The following is a 24,144-nucleotide window of genomic DNA, read 5'->3' on the forward strand; positions in this document are numbered from 1 at the left end:
TAGTTTTACAACAAAAAACATATAGAATCAAATGCTAATTTATCATATTGTAATGTAGGACTTCAAAGAGTCTAACTATTCTATACTCTATACTATCAGGATTGAGACCCGATTACCCCTCACTCAAATCGGGCCTCCCGCAATCCTGGATGATTCCTGAGATTTATTTAGAAATTAAAGATTGATTTGTATTTTAAGGCACCTTTGCAGGGTGCTTTTTTTTGTATCGTGGAGAGAATATAAAGAAATAAAATACTTATAAATTTTTTGAATTATTCCGAAAGTAATGTTAGAAACCTTGTTTTTTAAGCTTTTTTTATGGGTTAAAGAGTGTTTGAAGGTAAGTATCAAGGAGCACGGTAAAGATGAAGAAAGAGTTTTTGAGTATAGGCACAGGAGTGATGATGGCAGTTATGCTGTCTTCCTGCGGAAATGTTGAGCTTCTCAAAGAACAGGTGACGAAAAAGGTATTTGGAATAGATTTGTCTGAGCCTGGCTCTGCCGCAAAGGAGGAAACCGGGGACACAGAGAGCAAAACGACTATTAAACTTTTTAACGGAAAAGCAGAGGTCGAAGCGCAGATTCAGGAGCTTGCAAGAAAATATAAAGAAGAGACGGGAATCAATGTAGAGGTTGAATCTGCCCAGTCGGGAGTAGATGTACAGGCTACACTGAAAGCCTATTATCTTTCTGATAAAATGCCGGATATATTTGTCTGCGAATCTTCAAGCTTTGCAAACTGGGAAGGTTTGCTGGAAGATATGAGCGATCAGGAATGGACCAGGGATACAGATGCTGAATATGTGGATCCTGTATACGGTACTTTGGGATTTCCCTATGCCACAGAGGCAATAGGGCTCATTTACAATGCAGATATTTTATCTAAGGCAGGAATAGATGCAGGTAGTCTGACAACTCCCGAGCAGGTAAGGAATGCTTTTCAGGAACTCGATTTGAAAAAGGAGCAGCTGGGACTTACTGCAGTGGTAGGTTATTGTGCTGAGGATAAAAATCTCAGCTGGTCGACCGGAAACCATATATTCGGAAACTATATAGATGCAGGACTTGACAGAGGGGACACCACCTATATAGATATGATAAATAACGATCAGACTCTGGATCAGGACAGAATGCTCAAGTTTGGAAAATTTATCGGACTTCTTCAGGAGTATAGTGATCCGGCCCTTCTTCTGGATGGAACCTATGATGATCAGGTTAAGAATTTTGCTTCCGGAAAATATGCTTTTGTAACCCAGGGTTCATGGATAGGTGCTGTTATGACAGGGGCATCGGCTGCTGAGTATGCCGCAGCCGGCAATTTTGAAGTCGGTATGATGCCGTATGTATTTGATGAAGGCATAGACACCATCCTTACCAATCCTCCGTCATGGTGGGCGGTTTTGAAAGAAGGAAATGTGGAAGCATCAAAGGATTTTCTTCAGTGGTGTTCAAAGGATGCCGGTCAGAAGATACTTGTTGAAGATGCCGGTTTCGTAAGTCCCTTCACTTCATGCAAATATGTGGCCAATGATCCTTTTGCCCATGTGGTTTCAAGCTATATTTCATCAGGAAAAACTTCCAGCTGGCACTGGATGAACATGAAGGAAGGAATCGCTGCCAATGCTTTGGGATCTGTATTCCACAGCTATGCTGCAGGCGGGATAAATGCTGAGGGCTTTGTTTCAGAAATCGGTCTTAAGATAAAGAATTACTATCAGGGCGGAAAGGAGGAGCAGAATGGATAACATAGAAGTTGAGAACAGCGGTAGAAAGTTGAAAGTAAGAAAGAATCCTTTGTTCTTCTGCACTATCATATTCCAGATCAGTGTCATCAACATAATCATGCTGATTGCCTTCATATTCGTTATGAGAATGCTCATAACCCAGATGCAGCAGCAGACTGTAAACAGCAGGTCCATGTCCCAGTATGTTCTGTCCCTGAGTACGGGAGAAGCACAGCTTAAATCCGATGTCATGTCCCTTTATGACCAGTCCATAGGATATGTATCTGCCACGGCAACAGAAACCAGAGTGGCATTATTACCTGAAATTCAATCCACGAGAGAGACCATCGAGAGAGACATTACCAATCTCAAGGATCATTTTGATGCAGACAGCCAGGCTGAAGCCGTCAGCACACTTCTGGAAATAAAAAACCAGTATGACCGGTTAAATGTCATAATCGATGAAGCAATAGAAAAAATAGATGCCGGCGATAGGGAAACGGCTTATGAAATCCTTTTTAACCGTGCGGAGATTCAGAAGGTGGCCATCTTCCACTCGTGTAAGGTCATAGATCAGGTGGTTGCATCAGAAGCGGATAAGAGCAATGCCGAGATGCAGAACATGATGGTGGAAGGAATACAGTCGGCTATCAGGGGTACAGGACTTTTCGTTCTGCTCATCATATTTAATTACCTGCTGAACTATTTCGGTATTGTCAGAAAGATAAAGAAGATATCAAGAGAAGTTACCGATATCATAGGTAATATAGAGAAGCATGAGGGTGATCTGACAGCAAGAATCTATACAAGAAGTGCTTCTGAACTTGTGTATATCATAAACGGAATCAACCACTTCATAGAGACTCTGCAGGCTATCATGCGGGAAGTCAAGTCAGGTGTGGAGGTGCTTAATTCATCAACGGAAACAGTCACCAGAAAGCTCAATTCTTCAAACAGCAATGTGCAGAGTACATCTGCAGCCATGGAGGAGCTTAGTGCCAGCATGCAGTCCGTATCTGAAATGGTCAACTCCATGAATACTCAGGTTGTGGATGTCAAGTCCTCCACTGATGAGATCAATTCCGAGGCCAGTGACGGATGTGACACAGCCACCGGCATAAAGAAAGAAGCGGACGAGATCAAGCAGCATGTTACCGAGAGAAAACAGAGCATGAATGAAAAGATGAGCGAGCTGAGCGCTGTTCTTGCCAAGTCTCTGGAGGATTCAAAGAAGGTAAAGGAAATCGATAAGCTGACAAAGAATATCCTCGATATCGCAGAACAGACTAATCTCCTTGCTGTCAATGCCTCCATCGAGGCGGCACGTGCAGGACAGGCTGGAAAAGGCTTTGCTGTAGTTGCTGCCGAAGTAAGCAGCCTGGCTGCAAATTCAAAGCAGACAGCGAACAACATCCAGAAGATCAGTAAGGATGTTACAAGTGCTGTAGGTGAACTTGCGGAGAATTCACAGAAGGTATTGGAATTCATAAATACGGATGTCATGGAAGATTATGACTCCTTTGTTGAGACCGGTGACAAGTACGAGCATACAGCAGATACCATGCATGAGATCCTTACATCCTTTAAGGAAAAAGCGGATCATCTGAATTACGTAATGTCAGATATGGCCAATGCCGTGGATTCCATTACAAATTCCATCTCGGAAAGCTCACAGGCTATCAAGATGTCAGCCGACAATACGATGGAAATAGTCGGAGAAATGAACGGAATTTCGGAGGCTATGGACCAGAATGTGGAGGTTACCGGAAAACTTAATGAAGCTACCGATAAATTTACACAAGTGTAGCCTGAAGGTATGCCTGTGATTAAGTGAAATTGTTAAAAAATAAGCACAAGATATCTTGAAGAAAAGAGATATCTTGTGCTATACTTTTATACGTTATGAAAACGCTTACATTATCTGGCATTTTATAATGATGCAAGCGGTAAAAAAGTGGAGTGCTGCGTTGCGGAAGCAGGCAGTTTAAAATGGAGGAAGATATGGATTTAAATTTAAGACCGGCAAACGAATGTGCATTTGAAGCAGCTTCTTTAGGTGAGGTTATGCTCCGCCTTGATCCGGGTGAAGGAAGAATCAGAACAGCAAGATCATTCCGTGCATGGGAAGGCGGCGGAGAGTACAATGTTATCCGCGGACTTCGTAAGTGCTTCGGATTAAAGACTGCAGTTATCACAGCTCTTGCTGACAATGAGGTTGGACATCTCGTTGAGGATTTCATGATGCAGGGAGGTGTTGATACATCCCTCGTTAAGTGGATGGATACAGACGGAATCGGCAGGATCTGCAGAAACGGTCTTAACTTTACAGAGAGAGGCTTCGGTATCCGTGGTGCAAAGGGATGCTCAGACAGAGCAAACACAGCTATTTCAAAGGCTAAACCGGAGGATTTTGATTTCGATTATATCTTCGGTGAGCTTGGTGTTCGCTGGCTCCACACAGGCGGAATTTATGCAGCTCTTTCAGAGCAGGCTTCAGAGACTGTGATTGAAGCTATCAAGACAGCAAAGAAGTATGGAACTATTGTTTCTTACGATCTTAACTACCGTCCTTCCATGTGGTCAGCAATCGGCGGACAGGCAAAGGCTCAGGAAGTAAACAAGGAGATCGCAAAGTACGTAGACGTTATGATCGGTAACGAGGAAGACTTTACAGCATGCCTTGGCTTCAAGATCGAGGGACAGGATGAGTCTCTTAAGGAGCTCAATGTTGACGGCTATAAGAAGATGATCAATGAGGCTGTTAAGACATATCCTAACTTCAAGGCAGTTGCCACAACACTTCGTACTGTTCACACAGCTACAGTAAATGACTGGTCAGCTCTTTGCTGGGCAGACGGTGAGATCTACAAGGCTGCAGACTACAAGGGCCTTGAGATCATGGATCGTGTAGGCGGCGGTGATTCTTTCGCATCCGGTCTTATCTACGGACTTATGACAACAGGAGATGCAGAGAAGGCTGTCAACTACGGTGCAGCTCACGGTGCACTTGCCATGACAACACCTGGTGATACAACCATGGCTACAAAGAAGGAAGTTGAAGCAGTTATGGGCGGTGCAGGAGCACGTGTTCAGAGATAATTAATACAGCTCGGTTTCATAATAAAAAAGAAGATACAGGCCTTGAAAAGGTTTGTATCTTCTTTTTTTATCTATGTTATATGTGCATTATCCTAGACAAGAGTTGAGTTGACTATAGGAACAAGTATTACTGTAAGTATGCCGGCCACACAGATGCTGAGAGAGCTCATGGCACCTTCTACTTCTCCAAGCTCAAGAGCCTTTGCGGTACCTACGGCATGAGCTGAAGTACCGAGTGCAAGACCTCTTGCTATCGGGTGATCTATATGGAATATCCTGAATATGGATTCTGCGATCATATTGCCCAGGATACCGGTAATGATGATACCCGCTACAGTGAGAGTGACTATACCGCCTGCCTCTTCAGAGACACCCATGCCGATAGCTGTGGTGATGGATTTTGGGAGAAGGGTAGCGATATGCTCTGAACTCAATCGGAAAAGCTTTCCCATAATAAATATACTCATAATGGAACAGATCGTGCCTGATGTGATGGCTGCAATGACTGCTAAAAGATTATCCTTTAGAAGCTTTAACTGCTTATACATGGGAATCGCAAGGCAAACTGTAGCAGGAGTCAGAAGATAGTTTAATAAGCCGGCGCTTTCTTTGTAGGTATCGTATGGTATCTTGAAAACCACCAGAACTGCGATGCACAGAAGAGTTGAAATCAAAAGAGGGTTTAGGATCGCAAGCCTGAATTTTGCTTTTATCCTGACAGAAAGTATAAAAAGTGCGATACTCAGTATCAGACCGAAATAATTGGAATTTATAAGAGCCTCTTTCATACTGCTGCCTCCTTATTTGCCGGTTCATCCTGGGATTTTGAATGCTTAAGGATAAATGAAGCTACAAGGCCGGTTGAGACCATAACAATAATTGTTGATATGACTATCATAACAGCATAGGGAAGAAGCACGGGAAGAAGAACATCCACAGAGCTCATGATACCTACCGCAGCAGGAACGAACATCATGGTCATGGTATCAAGAAGAAAATTACCTGTAGATTCAACATCCTGAAGCTTCAGGATTCCGGTAACAAGGGCCAGGAGCAACAGAATCAGACCGTAAACTCCTGCAGGAACGGGAAGAGGCAAAAGCTTATTGAGAACTTCGCCTATAAAAGTGAATGCAATTATCCATACAACCTCTTTTACATATTTCATATTTAACACGCTTTCTGAAATTGATTAAGGGTGATATTTTTTCTTTGTGTTGTATACAAAGAAAAATCAGAAAAAGCATAATCAAATTGATAAGGCTGTGCAATTGTTATAATGAACAAATATTTAAAAGAATTAAGAGCTGCTGTATACATTAAAAAAGCAGTGCATTGTATAAGCATTTACTACTATAAAATAAAAAAACCCGGAAATATTTGTATGCAGAATTGGGCTTGTGATTTTAGTTAAATGAATTATACTAAACTTCGGTAATGCACTTCGGACCAAAAGTGTCCTTAATTGAATATGGAGGGTAAAGATGGCAGATTTTAAACCTGTTAAGGAAGGTAAAGTACGTGAGATATATGATCTCGGAGATAAGCTGATTATGGTGGCAACCGATAGAATATCAGCATTCGACGTCATTCTTCACAATCAGATCACTGATAAGGGCAGGGTTCTTACTCAGATGTCAAAGTTCTGGTTTGATCTCACAAAGGACGTTATTCCAAACGATTTAATTTCCGTTGATAACAAAGATATGCCGGAGTTTTTCCAGAAGCCGGAATTTGACGGCAGAGCTACACTTTGCAAGAAACTTACTATGATTCCTATCGAGTGTATCGTACGTGGATATATCACAGGATCAGGATGGGAAAACTATAAGAAGGACGGCACTATCTGCGGATTAAAGCTTCCTGAGGGACTTGTTGAGTGCCAGAAGCTTCCTGAGCCGCTTTACACACCATCTACCAAGGCTGATCTCGGAGATCATGACGAGAACATTAACTTCGAGCAGTCTATCGACGTTCTCGAGAAGGCATTTCCGGGAAAGGGCAAGGAGATAGCAACCAGAATCAAGGATGCGACACTTGCTGTATACAAGAAATGTGCGGACTATGCACTTTCAAAGGGTATCATCATTGCTGATACAAAATTTGAGTTCGGTCTCGATGAGAACGGTGAAGTGGTTCTTGCCGATGAGGTACTTACACCAGACAGCTCAAGATTCTGGAGACTCGATAAATACAAAGAGGGACAGGGACAGGAGTCATTTGACAAGCAGTTCGTACGCAACTGGTTAAAGGCAAATCCTGATAACAATGCAACTCTTCCTCAGGAGATTGTTGACAAGACTGTTGACCTCTACAAGGAAGCCTACACCATGCTCACAGGCGAGACACTGTAATATTCCTAAGTGCGATAACCGGATATACGGTTAGAAAAGTATTGAAATAAAAACAAGAGCCGGTACAAGAGAATACTTGTGCCGGTCTTTTTTTGTATGGTAATATTTATGAAAATAAAGTTGCGGCACAATTAAATTTAATACATTATTTTGTGCTTATGGACAAAATAAGGCATACTTTGTGCTTTTCTGATGGATTTTGCCCGGTTTTGCTCCGGTATATTCGTTACTGTTTTAAGGGAGATATATAGTGAGTCTGTTGAATGAAGATGAGTTGAGGAATCATGAATCAAAGGAGGAGTTTACCGAAGAGGTGGATATTCCGGGGCTGGATTATGACGGAAGTCCTAAAAGCAAGGAAGAGTACAATGTAAAGTCCAATCTGGTCAGGAAGATGGAGATGCATGTTCGTACTCATGGAGAGGATATCGATGAGGAAGAGCATGAGAAGAGAGAATATTTCAATAAGATAGTGGATGAGGCTACAGGAGCCTCTCAGGTTGAACAGGGAACACCTGTCAGGGAGGCAGAGGGCTCCATTCTGTACCGTATCTGGTCAAGAGTGAATCGTGAGAGCCCGAAACCGAAAGATCATGTGGAAAAGAAGGTTGAGTACATAGAGCTTTTTTATGATCTTATTTTCGTTTACAGCCTGAGAACCATAAATGCCCTTTTTCATGGATTTGAAGACACATTTCCTCCGAAGGAGGCTATAATCACCTTTGTTTTTCTTACCGCTGTGGTCATGCAGGTATGGATGTTTACCACCATGTTTTTTAACCGTTACGGAAGAAAATCCCTGAGGGATTATCTGAGTATATTGTTGAATATGTATCTGCTCTACTATATGGCAAGCGGATCAAATATACACTGGCTGGATCACTATATACGTTATCACTCTGCCTGGGCGCTTATTATGGCAAATCTGGCGTACAGAAGCTGGGACAAGCTCCGTTTCGCGCCGAAACTGGATGAGATAGATAAAGAGATACTCAGGAACAATATCATGATTCTGAGTTTTGAGTTTGCCATTATAGCCCTTTCCATACCTATACATCATTTTACGGGTATAGTTATTTCACCTGTGGCGCTTATAGTCGGTTATGTTGGAAAACTTAAGGAGCATTCGGCATATGCCCAGAGACCCTGTGATTTTCCGCATTTTGCAGAGAGAAACCTTCTGCTTGTCATTCTGACCTTCGGCGAGATGATCATCGGCATAGGAGGCTATTTTACCAGTGAAACTCATATTTTGTTTAATGTGATGTCTTTCCTTGTGGTTATCGGTATGTTCCTGAGTTACGGGTTTTTCTATGACAATGTTCTTGACCACCATAAAAAGACATCGGGTCTTGGATTTTTGGTTATTCATGTTATCATGATCCTCGCCATCAACTCCACCACCATAGCACTGGAACTTTTGGCGAGACCTATGGTTCCTATCTTCCCGAAGACCATGTGGATGGTCATAACCATGTTCATATACTATGTCTGTCTTCTTATGACGGAAAAATACGGTAAGACACATGGAAAGCTTGGATATAAGTCCATGGGAAAGATTTTTGTAATTATGGTGGGATATACGGTCCTTATGCTCTTTGCCGGATATAATCAGCTGATAGGAGCCATCGTTACAGTAGTGTTTATATATCTTATATTCTTTATGTTCCTTCAGAGACATAATGTACATCTTAAGGAAATGAAGGTCGGTGGTTACATCGAATAAAAACTGTATAGAGTTAAAAACTCCCGGATCGTATGCTGATCCGGGAGTTTTTTTACCATGGCAGATTACCATAAGTATAAAATGGGTTATTATAAACCAGTTGAGTAGCTTTAATTAAAATGCTAATATATTCACGTACATTTGTTTGAGATATGTTCATGGGGATTCCCATAAGATAAGGATAGATATATGAAGATCATTCACTGTGCGGATTTGCATCTGGATAGTAGATTAAATACCAATTTAGACGAAAAAAAGGCTGAAGAGAGAAGACAGGAACTGCTTGGCACCTGGTTAAGGCTTCTTGGCTATGCAAATAGCCATCAGATTTCGGCAGTACTTATTTCCGGCGATATGTTTGATACCGGGGCAGTTAGTTCCACAACTGCCCAGACTATACTCGGCAGCATAAAAGGGAATCCTGAGATTGCCTTTTTTTATTTAAAAGGAAATCACGACACGGATTCATTTCTTAACAGATCGGAGCTTTTGCCTGAAAATCTGTATACCTTTAATGATTCATGGCGTATGTACAGACTCTCCGGAAATATAGTGATATCCGGCAGGGAGCTGAGCAGCAGCTTCGGAGGAGCGAAACTGCCGGAAGGCTGGGCTGCAAGGACCCTCAACATTCGTGAAGAGGATTGCAACATAGTGATGCTCCATGGTCAGGTGGTTTCTTCCCGCGGCACACTTTCTGACGGTGAAGAAGAGATATATCCGGGCGATTACGCCGGGAGAAATATTGACTATATGGCCCTTGGCCATGTTCATAAATTTATGAGCGGCCAGCTGGACGGAAGAGGCATATGGTGTTATCCCGGATGTCTTGAGGGAAGAGGCTTTGACGAGTGTTCAAAGCATGGATTTATCGTACTGGATATTGATGAAGAGACTCATAGGATAAAGAGGCAGCTTGTAGACATTGGCAGGAGACATATGTGGACTATTCCGGTGGATGTTACAGGTCTCATAAGTTCCATGGAAATGGTCAAAAGAGCAACGGCCCTGCTTGATATACTGAGCGGCATACCATCCCAGGGTGAAGAGATAAAAAACATCAGTCAGGATTCTGTGAGAGAGATAGTGGAGAGCTCCGGCGGCAGACGCCTTCATGGAGATGATATGGTAAAGCTTATTTTGACCGGGGAGCTGGATCTTGAAGCAGAAAAAAACCTGAGCTTCATCGGTACTCAGCTGAGTCCGCGCTTCTACTTTCTGAAGCTTGAGGACGAGACCCGCAGAAAGATAGATTATCAGAGTTATGTAAATGACAGATCTCTGAAGGGAGAGTTCATACGTTCGGTAAGAGATGACAGTCAGCTTTCGGAGACCGTCAAGTCGGAAGTTATCGAAGCGGGTATACGGCTTTTGATGGGAGAAGGTGTCTGATAGGGCCGGTAAAAAAGCAGCAGGAGATCAAAAGCGGAATTTTGGAAGTAAGAATATAAGATGAAATTAATTAGTGCAAAAATTGAAAATTTTGGAAAATTGCATGATACAAGCATAGATTTTAATGAAGGGCTCAATGTTTTTCTTCGGGAGAACGGATACGGAAAGTCAACACTGGCAGCATTTATAAGGGTGATGTTCTATGGACTGTCCGGAGATCGTAAGGCTACGGATGCCGGGAATGAAAGAAAGAAATACAGGCCGTGGCAGGGAGGCACATTCGGCGGAGAACTTGTCTTCAGTGTGGGGGAAGGCCTGGAAAAATTCCGTATAGTGCGTATCTTTGGAGAGAAACGGTCTCAGGATGTTTTCAGACTCTATGACGCGGATACGAATCTTGAATCCTCTGCATATACAGAAAATATCGGGGAAGAGATTCTGAAGATAGATGAAAGATCTTTCAGAAAGACTGTCTTTATAGGGCAGCAGGAGCTGGAAACAGGGGTCACATCCCGGATCAATGCTAAAATCGGAAATGTATCGGATGATCTGGATGACATGAACCGTTATGAAGCTGTTATAGAAAAGCTTAAGAATGAGATAAATGCCCTGTCTCCAAACAGAAGGACCGGAGATATTTTCAAAAAGCGTATGGATCTGGAGATATTACATTCAGAGTTGATGGATAAAACTTCCCTGGAGAAGGAACTGACTGACAGTGCCGAAAAGCTTCACGGTGCAGGGGAAGAGCTGAGAAGACTTTCAAGAACCATAGAAGGGCTGAATTCCCGCATCATGGAGATGAGTCAGTATCAGGATGCCATAAGGGAAAAGATGAGTTATGACAACCTGCTGCAGGATATAGCGGCTTGTGAGAGGCGCCTTTTGGAGGCGGAGCGGAGACATTTTGGCGCGGCATTTGAAACCATGTCACCTGAAATGAGGAACGGGGAGATAAACCGGGGGCTCAGGGAGCTTGATGATCGTTTCAGATGTGGATTGCCGGATGAAAAAGAGTTGTTTTCCATAGAAAAAAGGATAGCAAAGGTTCAGTTTCTCAGGGAGAAGCTGAACATTATGGAAGAGACCCGGCGGGGAAGCGGATTTTCGGATCATAGAGGGGGAACAGAGTCAAAAATCGTTACTGCTGTTTTGGCCGTCGTACTTATTATTACCGGAGTGTATCTTAAGATCAGCCAAAAGCCGGGGTATACGGGCGTGGCTATGGCAGCCGTTGGAGCGGCGATTATCATTATCATGACGGTAAGTGCTTTTGCCGGAGGATCTTCCGGCAGGAATAAGCTAAGAAGACAGCCCCGGGGAATTGATGAGGTTTCTGATGAGATAGAGCATTTATGCGAAGAGATTGCCGCTTTTCTTCAAAAATATTATCCAAAATATGATTTTTCCGATGCTTACAATCTTGATTTTGAACCCTTCAGAGGATTCGGAAATGATATATTGAGATATAACCGCCTGTGCGACATGAGGGGACTTGCTGAAGAACTTGTTGCGAAGGACAGGGAAAAAGCCCGGTTTGAGAACACTCATGATATGGAGAAGCTTCTCAGGATAAAATCATCCTATAGTGAAGGTTCATTTGAGTCTCTGAACCAAAAGCTTAGTGAACAGACCCGTCAATACAATGAAATGAACGAAAATATACATGGTCTGAAGCTTCGTATGAAGAATGTTGAGGATAAGCTTAAGCCCATATACGAGAAAGAAAGGCAGTATACACAGGGACTTCAGGAACTTCACAACATGGAGCAGAAGTACAGTCTCCTTGTGCTGATAAGAGATCATCTTGAAAAGGCACACAACAGTTTTACGAAAGCCTATCTTTCTCCTCTCATGGAAGCTTTTGAAAAGTACTATCGGATATTTATCAGCACATCCGGTATGGATGAAGTCCCTTATCGTATGGATGCCCGCTTCAATGTAGATCTGATAGATGAAGGGCAGTCTCACAGCACTGAGCTTTTGTCTCAGGGATACAGGAACATGGTGGAACTTGCAAGAAGGATGTCATTTATTGATGCCATGTATGAAGATGAAAAGCCCTTTATCATTCTGGATGATCCCTTTGTGAATCTTGATGAGGACAAGCTGGATGGAGCCATGAAGTTCCTGAAGGAAGCATCGAAAGCGTATCAGCTGATTTACTTCACCTGCCACGAGAGCAGAAAATGAAAGCAGGAAAGTGATACTGACAGTAGCTGCTTCCCTGTGCAGTGTAATAAGAATTTATACAGAAAAAGAGTTGAATCCTAACCGGTATGGCTGGATTCAACTCTTTTTTTCTGGCTTTGATTTTTATTCCCCCGATCAAAAAGGCCGGTATAAAGACATATATGACTTTTGATTATTAAATCACTTACGCTTCTGATTTGATCTGGCTTCAGCGGACTCACCTTCGAGGTTCTGAGAAACGGTGAGCTCCTGATTGTCGATGTGCTCCTTCATGAGAGTCTTGGCACGGATGATATCTCTGATTCTGATTGCCTCAAGAATATTCTCATGCTCGTTTATGAGAGTTCCGCGCTGAGCCTCATCCTTAATGTACTCAAGACGATAGCGGTACATCTGCTCACGAAGGTTGTTTATCATCTGTACCAGCTTATCGTTTCTGGTGGCCTTGTAGATGATGTCATGATAAGCTTCATCTGCCTCGGCAATTTCCATTTCAGTTCCGTTGTTCTCCACAACCTTCTTAAAGTGATCCTCTGCATCCGTAAGCTCCTTGAGCTCTTCTTCATTTATACGCTGGCATGCAAGATCTGTTGCAAGTTCCTCAAGAGCACCTCTGACCTCAAGAACATCCTGGAGGCTCTTGTGGGAGATTTTGGCAACCTCTGCACCTCGTCTCGGGATCATGATAACGAGACCTTCCAGCTCCAGCTTTCTGATGGCTTCTCTTATAGGTGTACGTGATACCCCGAGTTTCTCTGCAAGCTGAATCTCCATGAGACGCTCGCCGGGTTTTAATTCACCTTTGAGAATGGCCTGTCTGAGAGTATTGAAAACCAGATCTCTCAAAGGAAGATATTCGTTCATATTTACTGTGAATTCGCTCATCAAATTGTTGTCCTCCGTTGATTTATTTTAACATCTATTCTTATCAAACCGGTTCCGGATAACCGGAAACACGGATTATAGAGATGCGCCTGTCCGGGTGCACACCGGCAGTCCGGTGATCAAAGGTCAGCGCCATGGCTCTGTCAGATAAATCTGTTTTGCGAGATGTTTATGTTTTCCGAATCTCAAAGATTCATAACACTTCTTCGCCATCCTGGCATCATCAAAAATGCCGAAAACTGTTGGACCGGAACCTGACATGATAGCATTAACGGCTCCAAGATCCTTCATTACAGTCTTTATATCTTCGATTTCAGGATAATGCTTACATGTAACGCTCTCCAGAATATTTCCCATATTCTCTGCAATCTCCCTCACATCGTGCTTTTTCAGGGCTTCGATTACCGAATCAACATCAGGATGAGATGATTCCGGAAGATCGTTGACATGAAGATTCTGATACACAAACTTTGTGGATACGGATATCCCGGGTTTTGCCAGAACAATAGGGCAGGGCGGAAGCTTAGGAAGAGGTGTCAGTATTTCGCCTATTCCCTCGGAAAGAGCAGTGCCCCGCATAAGACAGAAAGGTATATCCGCTCCCAGTTTTACTCCGCGTTTTTTCAGATCATCTGAAGATAATCCAAGATTGAACAGTTTGTTCATTCCGTAAAGAACAGAAGCTGCATCAGTGGAACCACCTGCCATGCCTGCGGATACGGGAATGACTTTTTTCAGGTGCATGGATACACCTTCTTTTATATCGAATTCATCCAGTAACATCCTGGCTGCACGATACATAAGGTTATTTTCGTTTACAGGAAGAAAACTTAGATTGGTACTCAGCTTTATGCCGGGTTCCCTGGTTTTCTGCATATCTATGTTGTCATGAAGCTTAACGGTCTGCATGATCATCCTTACATCGTGATAACCGTCAGCTCTTTGTTTCAGGACATCCAGAGAAAGATTTATCTTTCCGTAAGCCTGAAGCTTAACACTGTCCATATAAAAATATTTCCTTTCCATGGAATTAGTGTCTTATTTTTTAATATAAAACGTTCTTTGTATACAATACTCGGCTATTGTAATGCATTGCCGGCCTTTAATCAAGGAATTATGTACTGATAATAATACAATAATATGAAAAATTTATAAAATCTTATTAAATATGAATTAATTAGTAAGGATTTAAGTTATGGACGGTTGACATAATGACAAGTTGTCACTATACTCGGACAAGTAAAGTGACAACTTGTCACTAAATCGAAGATGAATTCTGATATATAGTTTTATTCATCGAAGAGGAGGAATGGGGATTTAATGAAGGCTATGGAGGAAACAGATGTCAACTGAAAGGTTTGAAAAGCTTCCTGAAGATAAAAAGAAAAGAATACTTGAAGCTGCGAGAGAGGAGTTCGCAAGAGTTCCCTTTGAAGAAGCTTCTATAAATCAGATAATAAAAAATGCAGGAATATCAAGAGGAAGTTTTTACACATATTTTGAGGATAAGAATGACCTTTTAAAGTATGTTTTCCGGAAAGAAGAGGAAAACAGTAATTCATTTATGCGAGAACTGGTGCTCAAAAATAAAGGGGATTTTTGGAAAGCAACATATGAGTGGGTATACAAGGTTGCAGGATATCTGAAAAAGGGATCAATAAACCAAAGCATTAATATCCTGAAAAATTCCGGTGTTATGAAAAGAGTTGTGGACTGGGGAGAAAGAGACTGCGACTCAAAAAAACAGATGGAGAATAATCAGATTCAATGGCTTATGGAACATATAGACAGCGATCTTGTGGATATACAGGGAAGCAGAGAAAGATTTGAAGCCCTCCTTAAAGCAGTACAGATCGTTGCCACCCTCGCGGTTATAAATATCATCATGTTTCCGGAAAGGGATACGGAGATCATACTTAAACAGTTTGAAATGCAGATGAACATAATCAGATTTGGCGCTGACGCGAGAAAATGAAAAACCTATAGCCGGATATGTTTAAGACTATCTGAAAAGCAGCCTCAGCATACGGAATATGGGTATTTATAAGGCGTGATTTTATGTCTGACAGATAATTATTATGTTAATGGTTTTGACGATTTGATATATAGGACAGCAATTTGTCCGGTATCTGATTATTTAGAAGACAATAGTTCTCATATAAAGAAGACATTGGTTTTTCGGGTATGGATTTAGTTCTCTAAATCATAGGAGGATGAATATATGAAAAAAGCAGTTTCGATAATTATAGTTGTTGCGGTGATCGGTGCTTTGGGCGCCGCTGTTGCAGCAAGATTGATGAAACCAAAGGAGGAGATGCAGGTTAAAGAGCTTCCGGCGGTTACGATTACCAACCTTTCCACAGGAACAATAGAACGTGAAACTTCACTGATGGGAAAGATAGAGCCGTCTGATACATATCATGTGATGCCGAAGACCTCCGGGGAAATCATTGAAATATATGTACAGAACGGGGACCGGGTTAAGCAGGGAGATCCGATTGCGAAGATAGATAACCAGAAGGCTATAGATTCGGCAAAGGCTGCTTATGATTCAGCCAGCGCTTCCCTTCAGGCAGCTCAGGATCAGGCAAATACTGCGACAGATTCACTCAATCGTATGACTCCCCTTTATCAGGCCGGAGATGTGGCACCTCAGACATATACCCAGACCCTGAATTCTGCAAATGCCGCCCAGTCACAGGCTGCGGCAGCGAGGGCCCAGTTAAATTCCGCAAAGCTTCAGTACGATACCCAGGTTGAATATTCAACCGTGACAGCGCCTGCGGACGGTACTATTCAGAATCAGAATATGACAATTAACGGAACGGTTTCGCAGTCATCTGAACTTTGTGTTATCACCGGTTCAGGACAGAGAAAGGTTATATTCAGTGTTACAGAGGATATCCTTAACAATCTGTCTCTTGGACAGAAGGTGACTGTTGAAAAAAACAGTTCTAAATATGAAGGAACTATCTCTGATATATCAAGACTTGTTGATTCTTCTACAGGACTTTTTGCTGTGGAGGCTCAGCTTAAGAATGCAGATGCTCTTGCAGACGGCGTTGCAGCCAAGGTTCAGCTTGTATCCGCAACAGCTAAAGATGTAATAATCATACCGTCAGACTATGTATACTATTCAAGCGGAAATCCTTACGTTTATGTGTATGAGAACGGAACTGCAAGAAGAACCTTCATTACTTTGGGAATCACCGCTGATTCTGAGTATCAGGTTATAGACGGAATAACCGAAAAAGATAATATCGTGTCAAGCTGGACTGAGGATATCTATGACGGAGCCAGTGTTCGTATCATAGACGAAAACGGAAATATAGCAGCTGACTGACATCAGGGAGGAGCTTTAGAATGCATAATATAACCGAATTCGTAATCAGAAGACCGGTTACCACCTTCCTGGCGGTTATCAGTCTTATATTCTTCGGAATAATGTCCCTTTTTAGTCAGAAGATGGAACTTATGTCCAATATCGATGTTCCTATGATTATCATAACCACAACCTACAGCGGAGCATCTCCGGAGGATGTGGATGAGATCATTTCCACACCGATTGAAGAGGGCGTTTCCGTCCTTTCGGATGTAAAAAAGGTTACGTCCAAATCTTCTGAAAACTATGGATTTACCATGGTTCAGTACGAGTATGGTACTGATATGGACAAGGCTTATGATGAGCTGAAAAAGAAGATAGATGCTGTAAAGACAAAATTCCCGGAGGGCGTAAACGATCCGAATGTCCTTACCATGAACGTCAGTGAACAGCCGTCCCTTAGCCTGTCTATCGAGAACTCAGCGCAGGATAATATGTATAACTATGTTGAAAATGATATATCTCCTGAGTTTGAAAGTCTCGGAACTGTTGCCAGCGTATCTCTTTCCGGCGGACAGAAGCAGTATGTAAGCATTGAGCTTATACCGGAAAAACTGAAGCAGTACGGTCTTAGCATGTCTACGGTGGCTTCAACGGTTGCAGCAGCAGATTTCGCCCTTCCGGCAGGAACTACAAATGTAGGAAAACAAAAGCTGTCGGTCAGTACCGGAAATGACTATGATGATGTTAATTCTTTAGGCAACATTCCCATAACAACGGGAAACGGAAACACGGTTTATTTAAGTGATATTGCAAAGATAAACCTGAGCCTCAAGGATCAGGAGGCCATAGGACGATACAACGGTCAGGATACCATCATGCTGGATCTTACAAAGAAGCAGAGTGAGTCGGCTGTTAATATGTCAAAGCAGGCTAAAAGGCTTATAGAAGAGCTTGAGGCAAGAGATGAAAATCTGAAGATACACATTATCGATGATGATTCAGACAGCATTATAAACTCTCTGACTTCTGTATTCGAGACCATGATCATGGCTATAGTCATTTCCATGATTATCATCATACTGTTCTTTGGAGATTTGAAGGCATCTCTTATAGTTGGTACCTCTATCCCTATTTCCATACTTACTGCACTTGTAGCCATGTGGGCTATGGGATATTCACTTAACATGGTAACCATGTCATCCCTGGTTCTTGGCGTAGGTATGATGGTAGATAACTCCATAGTCGTACTTGAAGCCTGTTTCAGATCCATGGATAAATATTCAACAGCAGGATTAAAGACAAGACAGACTGCGGCCCTTGATTCAGTAAAGACCGTTGGTGAGTCGGTTCTTGGATCGACCATAACAACCTGTGTAGTTTTCCTTCCTCTCGGATTTATGAAGGGACTTATGGGACAGTTCTTTGCACCGCTTGGCTTTACCATTGTTTTCTGTATGCTGTCATCCCTTATTTCGGCGATATCCATAGTTCCGCTATGTTTTGTTGTATATAAACCTTCAGAGAATTCACATGCTCCGGCTCATTCTGCTATTCAAAGAATGCAGGTAGTCTACAGAAGTATAATCGATAAACTTCTTAATCACAGAGTTCTTGTTCTAGTGGTCACTATAGGTATGTTTATCGCATCTCTGGGATTTTTGAAATATATCAAGGTAGAGATGATGCCTGCAACTGACGACGGTAAGATAACCATCACTGCGGAAACGAGGTCTGGTCTTAAAATAGAGGAGATAAATGAAATACTCCTTAAAATTGAGGATGTGGTTTCGAAGGATCCGGATACAAAGAGCTACAGAGTGTCTTCGGGTGGCTCCAGTATCCAGTCCATGTATTACGGAAGCAGTTCCACTGTTACAGTTGAGCTTATCAAAAACAGAAGCATGAAGACAAAGGACAAGGCAACGTACTATCGTAAGCTTTTTGACGGTACACCTGATGCGGTTATTTCCGTAAAAGCCAATAACTCCATGTCCGGTATGTCAACTGCCAAGGATACCTACGAGGCGATTTTAAATTCATCGAACTACAATAGTCTGAAGGAGGCATCTAAACAGATAGTTGAAGAACTTCAGACAAGAACTGATGTTACTGCGGTACATTCTTCACTTGAAAATGCCGCACCGCTTATAAAGATTCATGTGGATCCCATAAAGGCGGCTGCAGAGGGACTGACACCTTCGGGAGTCGGAAATCAGCTTTATAACATGATTTCCGGTAAGAAAGCCATGACCATGCAGATAGATGGACAGAACACGGATGTTACGGTGGAATATCCAAAGGATGAGTACGATGACGTAGAGAAGATAAAAGATATCTTTCTTACAACTCCAACAGGGGCCCAGGTACAGCTTAAGGATATAAGTGATGTGGTATTTGAGGATTCACCGGCATCTATTTCAAGAGTGGATAAGAAGTACAATGTGACTATTTCCGCTGACTACACAACCAGTGCGGATCAGATGTCCAGAATGCGCATAAATCAGGAAGTCATTTCAAAGTATCTTACCAATGGCGTTACAATGGGAGTGAATTCATCAGATCAGTCACAGCAGGAAGAGTTTTCATCCTTCGGAGGAGCTCTTGTTATCGCGGTATTCCTTATATGGGTAGTAATGGCGGCTCAGTTTGAGTCCATGAGATTCTCTTTCATGGTCATGACTACACTTCCGCTTGCTTTGATAGGATCTTTTGCCCTTTTGTGGCTGTCCGATTCGTCCATTTCCATGGTTTCACTCCTTGGTTTTATGATGCTTATCGGTACAGTTGTTAATAACGGTATCCTTTATGTAGATACCGTTAATCAGTACAGAATGGCTATGCCCAGAAGACGTGCGCTTATAGAGGCCGGTGCCACAAGACTGAGACCTATTCTCATGACAACCCTTACCACAGTTCTTTCCATGATACCTATGGCTATAGGTATAGGTGATAATGGTGAGATGATGAAGGGTCTTGCCATCGTAGACGTGGGTGGTCTTACAGCATCTACCATACTGGCACTCCTTGTACTTCCTGTTTACTATACCGTTATGGATAAAAATAAGAAGAATCTGGACAAGGATGTTCCTGCTCCGGGATATATGGAAGGTAAGAAACCGTCGGAGTACTATCAGAAGAAGGCTGCTGAAGAATGGAAAAGATACGGAGCAGCTGATGATGATCCTACAGGAGATGATGACTCTCCGGTGGATGATGGAGACTTCACAGATGGTTTTCCGGACTAATGATCATAAATATACTACTGACTTTTAACACTTGCTCACCATGTGTTTTGTATTATTCAATCAGGTAAGCAGTGTTTGAATGAGATATCCCGGAAAAACATTTTTCGGGATATCTTTGTTTATTTAACATAGAGTAAACATTTATTGACTAAGATGCTTCATGTGAGCCAATAAAACTGTTCTTAACAGGAGGGTTATAATGATATTTAGTGAAAAAAAACTGGCTATAGCCATGGTGGGTGTGATGGTTATGGAGTCGTTTGCGGCAGTTGCCGCAGAACGGGCCACAATAGACTATGCTCCGAGACAGACTTCCTATGAAAGAGAAAGAAGTGCTGAGGAGTGGGCAAAATTAAGGGATGATAACCTTGAATGGGATGAGATCCAGACTCTCGTTCATGAGTATAATCCCACGGTTTCCGCCATATGGATCAATTACAGGGATAATAATGATACAGGAACCTATGATCTTGATTATGATGATGTAATAAGTAACATTGAAAGCACATATGATGCTGCCGTAGGAATAAGCGATGCAGGGGACGCCGCTGCTGAACTTAAGAGAAAACAGTCTTTGGCAAGTGTGGATACCGTGATACAAAACTCTGACAGGGAGGTAGTGACTCTCGGTTATAAAAAAACAGAGGTAACTACAGCAGAAGCCATAAAGCAGCAGATAATCGCAATTTATACAGGAGAGCTCACAACTAAGCTTGATGAACTGACAATTCAACAGGACCAGAATCTTCTTCAGCAGGCTCAAAGAAAGCTGCAGGTTGGAAGCGGTACTGAACTTGATGTGCTTACAGCGGAAAAAACACTTAAGGATGCTGAAGCTGCTCTTCAAAAGGATAAAGCGGCTCAGGTAAAGTCGAAGCAGACTGTACTGGTTAATCTTGGGTGGAAATATGATGCAGACCCGGTTATTTGTCAGGTACCGGAAGTTACGGATGAGATGATCAATGCTATAAATCTTTCGGAAGATATTTCTAAGGCAATGGGAAACAGTTATACTCTTAAAATTGATGAGAGAAAACTTGCCCTGGCAGAAGCGGATGGAACCGTAAGCAGCACAACTATCACTCTTAGTACTGATAAAAACCAGGTACAGTCGGATATGACTGCAAAGTACAATGCTCTCATTACAGCTCAGAATAGCTTCGCAAAGCAGCAGCTTAACGAAATGAGCCTTATGGAAACATATATGAAGGTTCAGAGAGGCTATGCAACCGGAGCATCAAGCCTTAGGGAATTGGAGACTGCACAGTATGATTATGAATCTGCAGTCATCAATACACAGTTAAAGAAATATGCACTTCAGGGCGCGTATTTTACATATATTTCCTACAGAGACGGACTTGCGGGAAGCGGTTCCAATGGATAAAGGTTTGATGTGTGAAATCATGAGGAAATGAATGCGGACAGAGAAGCAGCCTCATTACAGGCTGAACAGGTGTGAGAAGCTTTTATTCAAAAAGTGTCATAAAACGGAGTGGAATATGAAAAAATACAGACTCATGGCAGGTTTCGTGAGTGCGTCAATGGCTTTGACATTGGCAGCGGGAATCGCATACGGTGAAGAAAAGATGCCGGGTATAAGAACTACCTACAATGTTACAGCTCCGGGTGAACCGGAGCAGAGTCTTACCGGTGTGGATTCGAATGGAAGACCTAACGGGATGGATGATGCTGCCTGGGCACGGCTTCAGGATGATGTTATAGATTATGATGAAATACAGAATCTGGTGGAGTACAAAAGCATTATTGCAAAACAGCAGACGGCTGCTGTTGATAACTATGCGGTAAACATGAATCAGATAGTTGATTCCATAAGTGATTCCATAAGTGATATCAGAGATCAGATATCAGATCTCAAGGAAGCAAAAAATGATGAAACAGACGCAGCGAAAAAGGCAGAGTATGATGCTCAGATAAAAATATTGAATAAAATTATAACAAACAGTGATTCGGATGCGTATGAATCAACCCTTAGCGTTCAAAAGTCAAATGCGAAGACTTCTTTGACCCAGCTGGTTTCAAGTATTAAGAAGAACATGCATGCCACTAAAGTCTCTGTTACTACCGGAATGTACTCTGCGTTTATAGGATATCAGACCCTGGCAGAGCTGAATAACATGTATCAGAAACAGGCAGATATGTATCGTGCCATGTATGAAAGAACTTTGAGACAGCAGGCGGTCGGTGCGGCTACAGCAATTGATGTGAAGAATGCAGAGGTAAAGCTTAAGGATGCAGAACTGAACTTGAGCACAAATGCTGAGTCCATGAGGACCATAAAGGAAAACATGGCACTGGTACTTGGATGGGATCATGCGGCAGTTCAAAATGTTTCCATAGGTGTGCTTCCCGAGTACGATGCGAATTACATCAATACAAGGGATCTTAATGCTGATATTTCTGAGGCTCAGCTTCACAATGTTGATTACGGAAGCGCTCAGTCTATGGCGAAACCTGATATCACCGGATATGGAGAGGTTGATATCAAGAGAAATTCAACGAGACAGAATCTGAATATAACTATGACGGAACTCTATAATGGGGCTCTTGAAGCCGGAGCCGAATATGAGTCGGCTATGGCAGGATATATGGTTGCCAAAAGACAAAAAGAAGCTTCGGAAAGAAGTTTTGCCTCAGGGCTGGTAAGTGCCACCGATTACTATGGGGCTGTAACAAAGTATATAGCTTCCGAGGCACAGGCCAATATTTCAGCAATCAATGCAGTTGGAGCAGTTTTGAATTATCAGGCGGCATTAAAAGGGTTTGTATAAATAATAAATAAAAGAGGATGATTCAGAAACGGGATCATCCTCTTTTGTTCGCGATAAGGCCGTCACGCGTGCGTTGTGCTTTTGTACAAGCACATGTGACAGCCAACGCGGAATCGAGTAGGGGCACCCTGCTCGATTTTTTGCATGACTTAGTCTTGGTATGGTCGTTTTTTAGAGTATATTATTGGGCTTTAGCCTGTGGTATACTCCTTGACAGCAGAGTAAATAAAGCTTAAAATACAAAATATCACAAAACATATGTTTTACGGAGGACAGACATGGCTAAGACCAGTAAATCCGCGGTCAATACGAACCAGGATCATGAAGAAAAATTAAAAGCACTTGATGTTGCTTTGACACAGATAGAAAAAAACTTTGGTAAAGGCTCTATTATGAAGCTCGGAGATTCTGTTGCAAGCCTCAATATCGAGACGGTACCTACAGGCTCCCTTTCCCTTGACATAGCTCTCGGAGCGGGAGGTTTTCCAAAGGGAAGAATCATAGAGATATACGGACCTGAATCTTCAGGTAAGACAACTTTGGCACTTCATGCTGTAGCTGAAGTACAGAAGCGCGGCGGTATAGCGGGATTTATTGATGCGGAGCATGCTTTGGATCCCAAGTATGCACAGGATATCGGAGTAGATATAGATGATCTTTACATCTCTCAGCCGGATTCCGGAGAGCAGGCGCTTGAAATTGCGGAAACCATGGTGCGTTCAGGAGCTATGGATATTCTGGTCATCGACTCTGTTGCGGCCCTTGTTCCGAAGGCGGAGATAGATGGAGAGATGGGAGATTCCCATGTTGGACTCCAGGCGAGACTTATGTCTCAGGCTTTACGTAAGCTTACATCCATTATTTCCAAGTCAAATTGTATCCTTATCTTCATTAACCAGCTTCGTGAGAAGGTGGGAGTTATGTTTGGAAGTCCTGAGACCACAACAGGCGGACGTGCCCTCAAGTTCTATGCATCTGTAAGACTTGATATCCGCCGGGTTGAGACACTTAAACAGAACGGGGATGCTTCAGGAAACCGCGTTAGAGTAAAGGTGGTAAAGAACAAGATAGCTCCGCCTTTCAAGCAGTGTGAATTTGATATCATGTTCGGCGAAGGTATCTCCAAGTCCGGAGATGTACTTGATCTTGCGGTAAATGAAAATATCATTGATAAGTCAGGTGCATGGTTCTCTTATAACGGAGAAAAGATCGGACAGGGACGTGAGAATGCCAAGGAATACCTTAAGGCAAATCCCCGTATCATGGCTGAGGTAGAGAGTAAGGTACGTGAAAAGTACGGTCTGCCCAAGGATGAGTATGAAGAAGCTGAGGCGGAAGAGTCTGAGGAAAACGAAGACTGAAACAGTTAAATGTAAAAATCATAAAATAAGTGGCCGGACATCCCGAAGGGG

The 24,144-nt window shown here is 42.5% G+C and carries 17 protein-coding genes; 13 read left to right on the forward strand and 4 right to left on the reverse strand.

Going from position 1 to position 24,144, the window contains the following annotated elements; translation table 11 throughout:
- Window positions 1–365 precede the first annotated feature (365 nt).
- The 3 genes from T515_RS03960 to T515_RS03970 all read left to right on the forward strand — a co-directional run bounded on the left by T515_RS03960 (window position 366) and on the right by T515_RS03970 (window position 4,823).
- Window positions 366–1,745, forward strand: a complete 1,380-nt coding sequence (locus T515_RS03960) for an ABC transporter substrate-binding protein (protein WP_036607831.1) — start codon at window positions 366–368, stop codon at window positions 1,743–1,745.
- Complete coding sequence (locus T515_RS03965; protein ID WP_036607833.1) at window positions 1,738–3,531, forward strand: methyl-accepting chemotaxis protein; 1,794 nt, start codon at window positions 1,738–1,740, stop codon at window positions 3,529–3,531. Before T515_RS03960 ends, T515_RS03965 begins: the two co-directional genes overlap by 8 nt.
- A 194-nt stretch (window positions 3,532–3,725) precedes the next feature.
- A complete protein-coding gene (locus T515_RS03970; protein ID WP_036608148.1) occupies window positions 3,726–4,823 on the forward strand; it encodes a sugar kinase in 1,098 nt (365 codons plus the stop codon).
- A gap of 92 nt (window positions 4,824–4,915) precedes the next feature.
- Here the strand turns inward: T515_RS03970 and T515_RS03975 are convergent, their stop codons facing one another.
- Both T515_RS03975 and T515_RS03980 read right to left on the reverse strand, forming a co-directional pair.
- A complete protein-coding gene (locus T515_RS03975; protein WP_036607835.1) occupies window positions 4,916–5,611 on the reverse strand; it encodes an LrgB family protein in 696 nt (231 codons plus the stop codon).
- Complete coding sequence (locus T515_RS03980; protein WP_036607838.1) at window positions 5,608–5,991, reverse strand: CidA/LrgA family protein; 384 nt, start codon at window positions 5,989–5,991, stop codon at window positions 5,608–5,610. Before T515_RS03980 ends, T515_RS03975 begins: the two co-directional genes overlap by 4 nt.
- Window positions 5,992–6,307: 316 nt before the next feature.
- On the opposite strand from T515_RS03980, the gene T515_RS03985 reads away from it, so the two are divergent.
- The 4 genes from T515_RS03985 to T515_RS04000 all read left to right on the forward strand — a co-directional run bounded on the left by T515_RS03985 (window position 6,308) and on the right by T515_RS04000 (window position 12,488).
- Window positions 6,308–7,177, forward strand: a complete 870-nt coding sequence (locus tag T515_RS03985) for a phosphoribosylaminoimidazolesuccinocarboxamide synthase (protein WP_036607840.1) — start codon at window positions 6,308–6,310, stop codon at window positions 7,175–7,177.
- Window positions 7,178–7,427: 250 nt separating this feature from the next.
- Window positions 7,428–8,903, forward strand: coding sequence for a low temperature requirement protein A (locus T515_RS03990; RefSeq protein ID WP_036607843.1), 1,476 nt, complete (start codon window positions 7,428–7,430; stop codon window positions 8,901–8,903).
- Window positions 8,904–9,092: 189 nt separating this feature from the next.
- A complete protein-coding gene (locus T515_RS03995; RefSeq protein ID WP_036607845.1) occupies window positions 9,093–10,295 on the forward strand; it encodes a metallophosphoesterase family protein in 1,203 nt (400 codons plus the stop codon).
- A gap of 60 nt (window positions 10,296–10,355) precedes the next feature.
- Window positions 10,356–12,488 (forward strand): ATP-binding protein, encoded by a 2,133-nt coding sequence (locus tag T515_RS04000; RefSeq protein ID WP_036607847.1) that lies wholly within the window; start codon window positions 10,356–10,358, stop codon window positions 12,486–12,488.
- 180 nt (window positions 12,489–12,668) lie between these two features.
- Here the strand turns inward: T515_RS04000 and T515_RS04005 are convergent, their stop codons facing one another.
- Window positions 12,669–13,373, reverse strand: coding sequence for a GntR family transcriptional regulator (locus T515_RS04005; RefSeq protein ID WP_330372635.1), 705 nt, complete (start codon window positions 13,371–13,373; stop codon window positions 12,669–12,671).
- A gap of 126 nt (window positions 13,374–13,499) precedes the next feature.
- Window positions 13,500–14,378 (reverse strand): 4-(cytidine 5'-diphospho)-2-C-methyl-D-erythritol kinase, encoded by an 879-nt coding sequence (gene ispE / locus T515_RS04010; protein ID WP_036607851.1) that lies wholly within the window; start codon window positions 14,376–14,378, stop codon window positions 13,500–13,502.
- A 337-nt stretch (window positions 14,379–14,715) separates the two neighbouring features.
- On the opposite strand from ispE, the gene T515_RS16390 reads away from it, so the two are divergent.
- The 6 genes from T515_RS16390 to recA all read left to right on the forward strand — a co-directional run bounded on the left by T515_RS16390 (window position 14,716) and on the right by recA (window position 24,093).
- Window positions 14,716–15,348, forward strand: coding sequence for a TetR/AcrR family transcriptional regulator (locus T515_RS16390; protein WP_051671414.1), 633 nt, complete (start codon window positions 14,716–14,718; stop codon window positions 15,346–15,348).
- A 246-nt stretch (window positions 15,349–15,594) separates the two neighbouring features.
- The gene (locus T515_RS04020; protein WP_036607853.1) at window positions 15,595–16,716 is read left to right on the forward strand and encodes an efflux RND transporter periplasmic adaptor subunit; all 1,122 of its coding nucleotides are present in this window, start codon (window positions 15,595–15,597) and stop codon (window positions 16,714–16,716) included.
- A 20-nt stretch (window positions 16,717–16,736) separates the two neighbouring features.
- Window positions 16,737–19,943, forward strand: a complete 3,207-nt coding sequence (locus T515_RS04025) for an efflux RND transporter permease subunit (protein WP_081832661.1) — start codon at window positions 16,737–16,739, stop codon at window positions 19,941–19,943.
- A gap of 199 nt (window positions 19,944–20,142) precedes the next feature.
- The gene (locus tag T515_RS04030; RefSeq protein ID WP_036607855.1) at window positions 20,143–21,327 is read left to right on the forward strand and encodes a hypothetical protein; all 1,185 of its coding nucleotides are present in this window, start codon (window positions 20,143–20,145) and stop codon (window positions 21,325–21,327) included.
- A 115-nt stretch (window positions 21,328–21,442) separates the two neighbouring features.
- A complete protein-coding gene (locus T515_RS04035; RefSeq protein ID WP_155988255.1) occupies window positions 21,443–22,732 on the forward strand; it encodes a TolC family protein in 1,290 nt (429 codons plus the stop codon).
- Between the two features lie 278 nt (window positions 22,733–23,010).
- A complete protein-coding gene (gene recA, locus T515_RS04040; RefSeq protein ID WP_036607860.1) occupies window positions 23,011–24,093 on the forward strand; it encodes a recombinase RecA in 1,083 nt (360 codons plus the stop codon).
- Window positions 24,094–24,144 lie beyond the last annotated feature (51 nt).

This window comes from Oribacterium sp. P6A1 (assembly GCF_000702885.1).
Classification (GTDB): domain Bacteria; phylum Bacillota; class Clostridia; order Lachnospirales; family Lachnospiraceae; genus Oribacterium.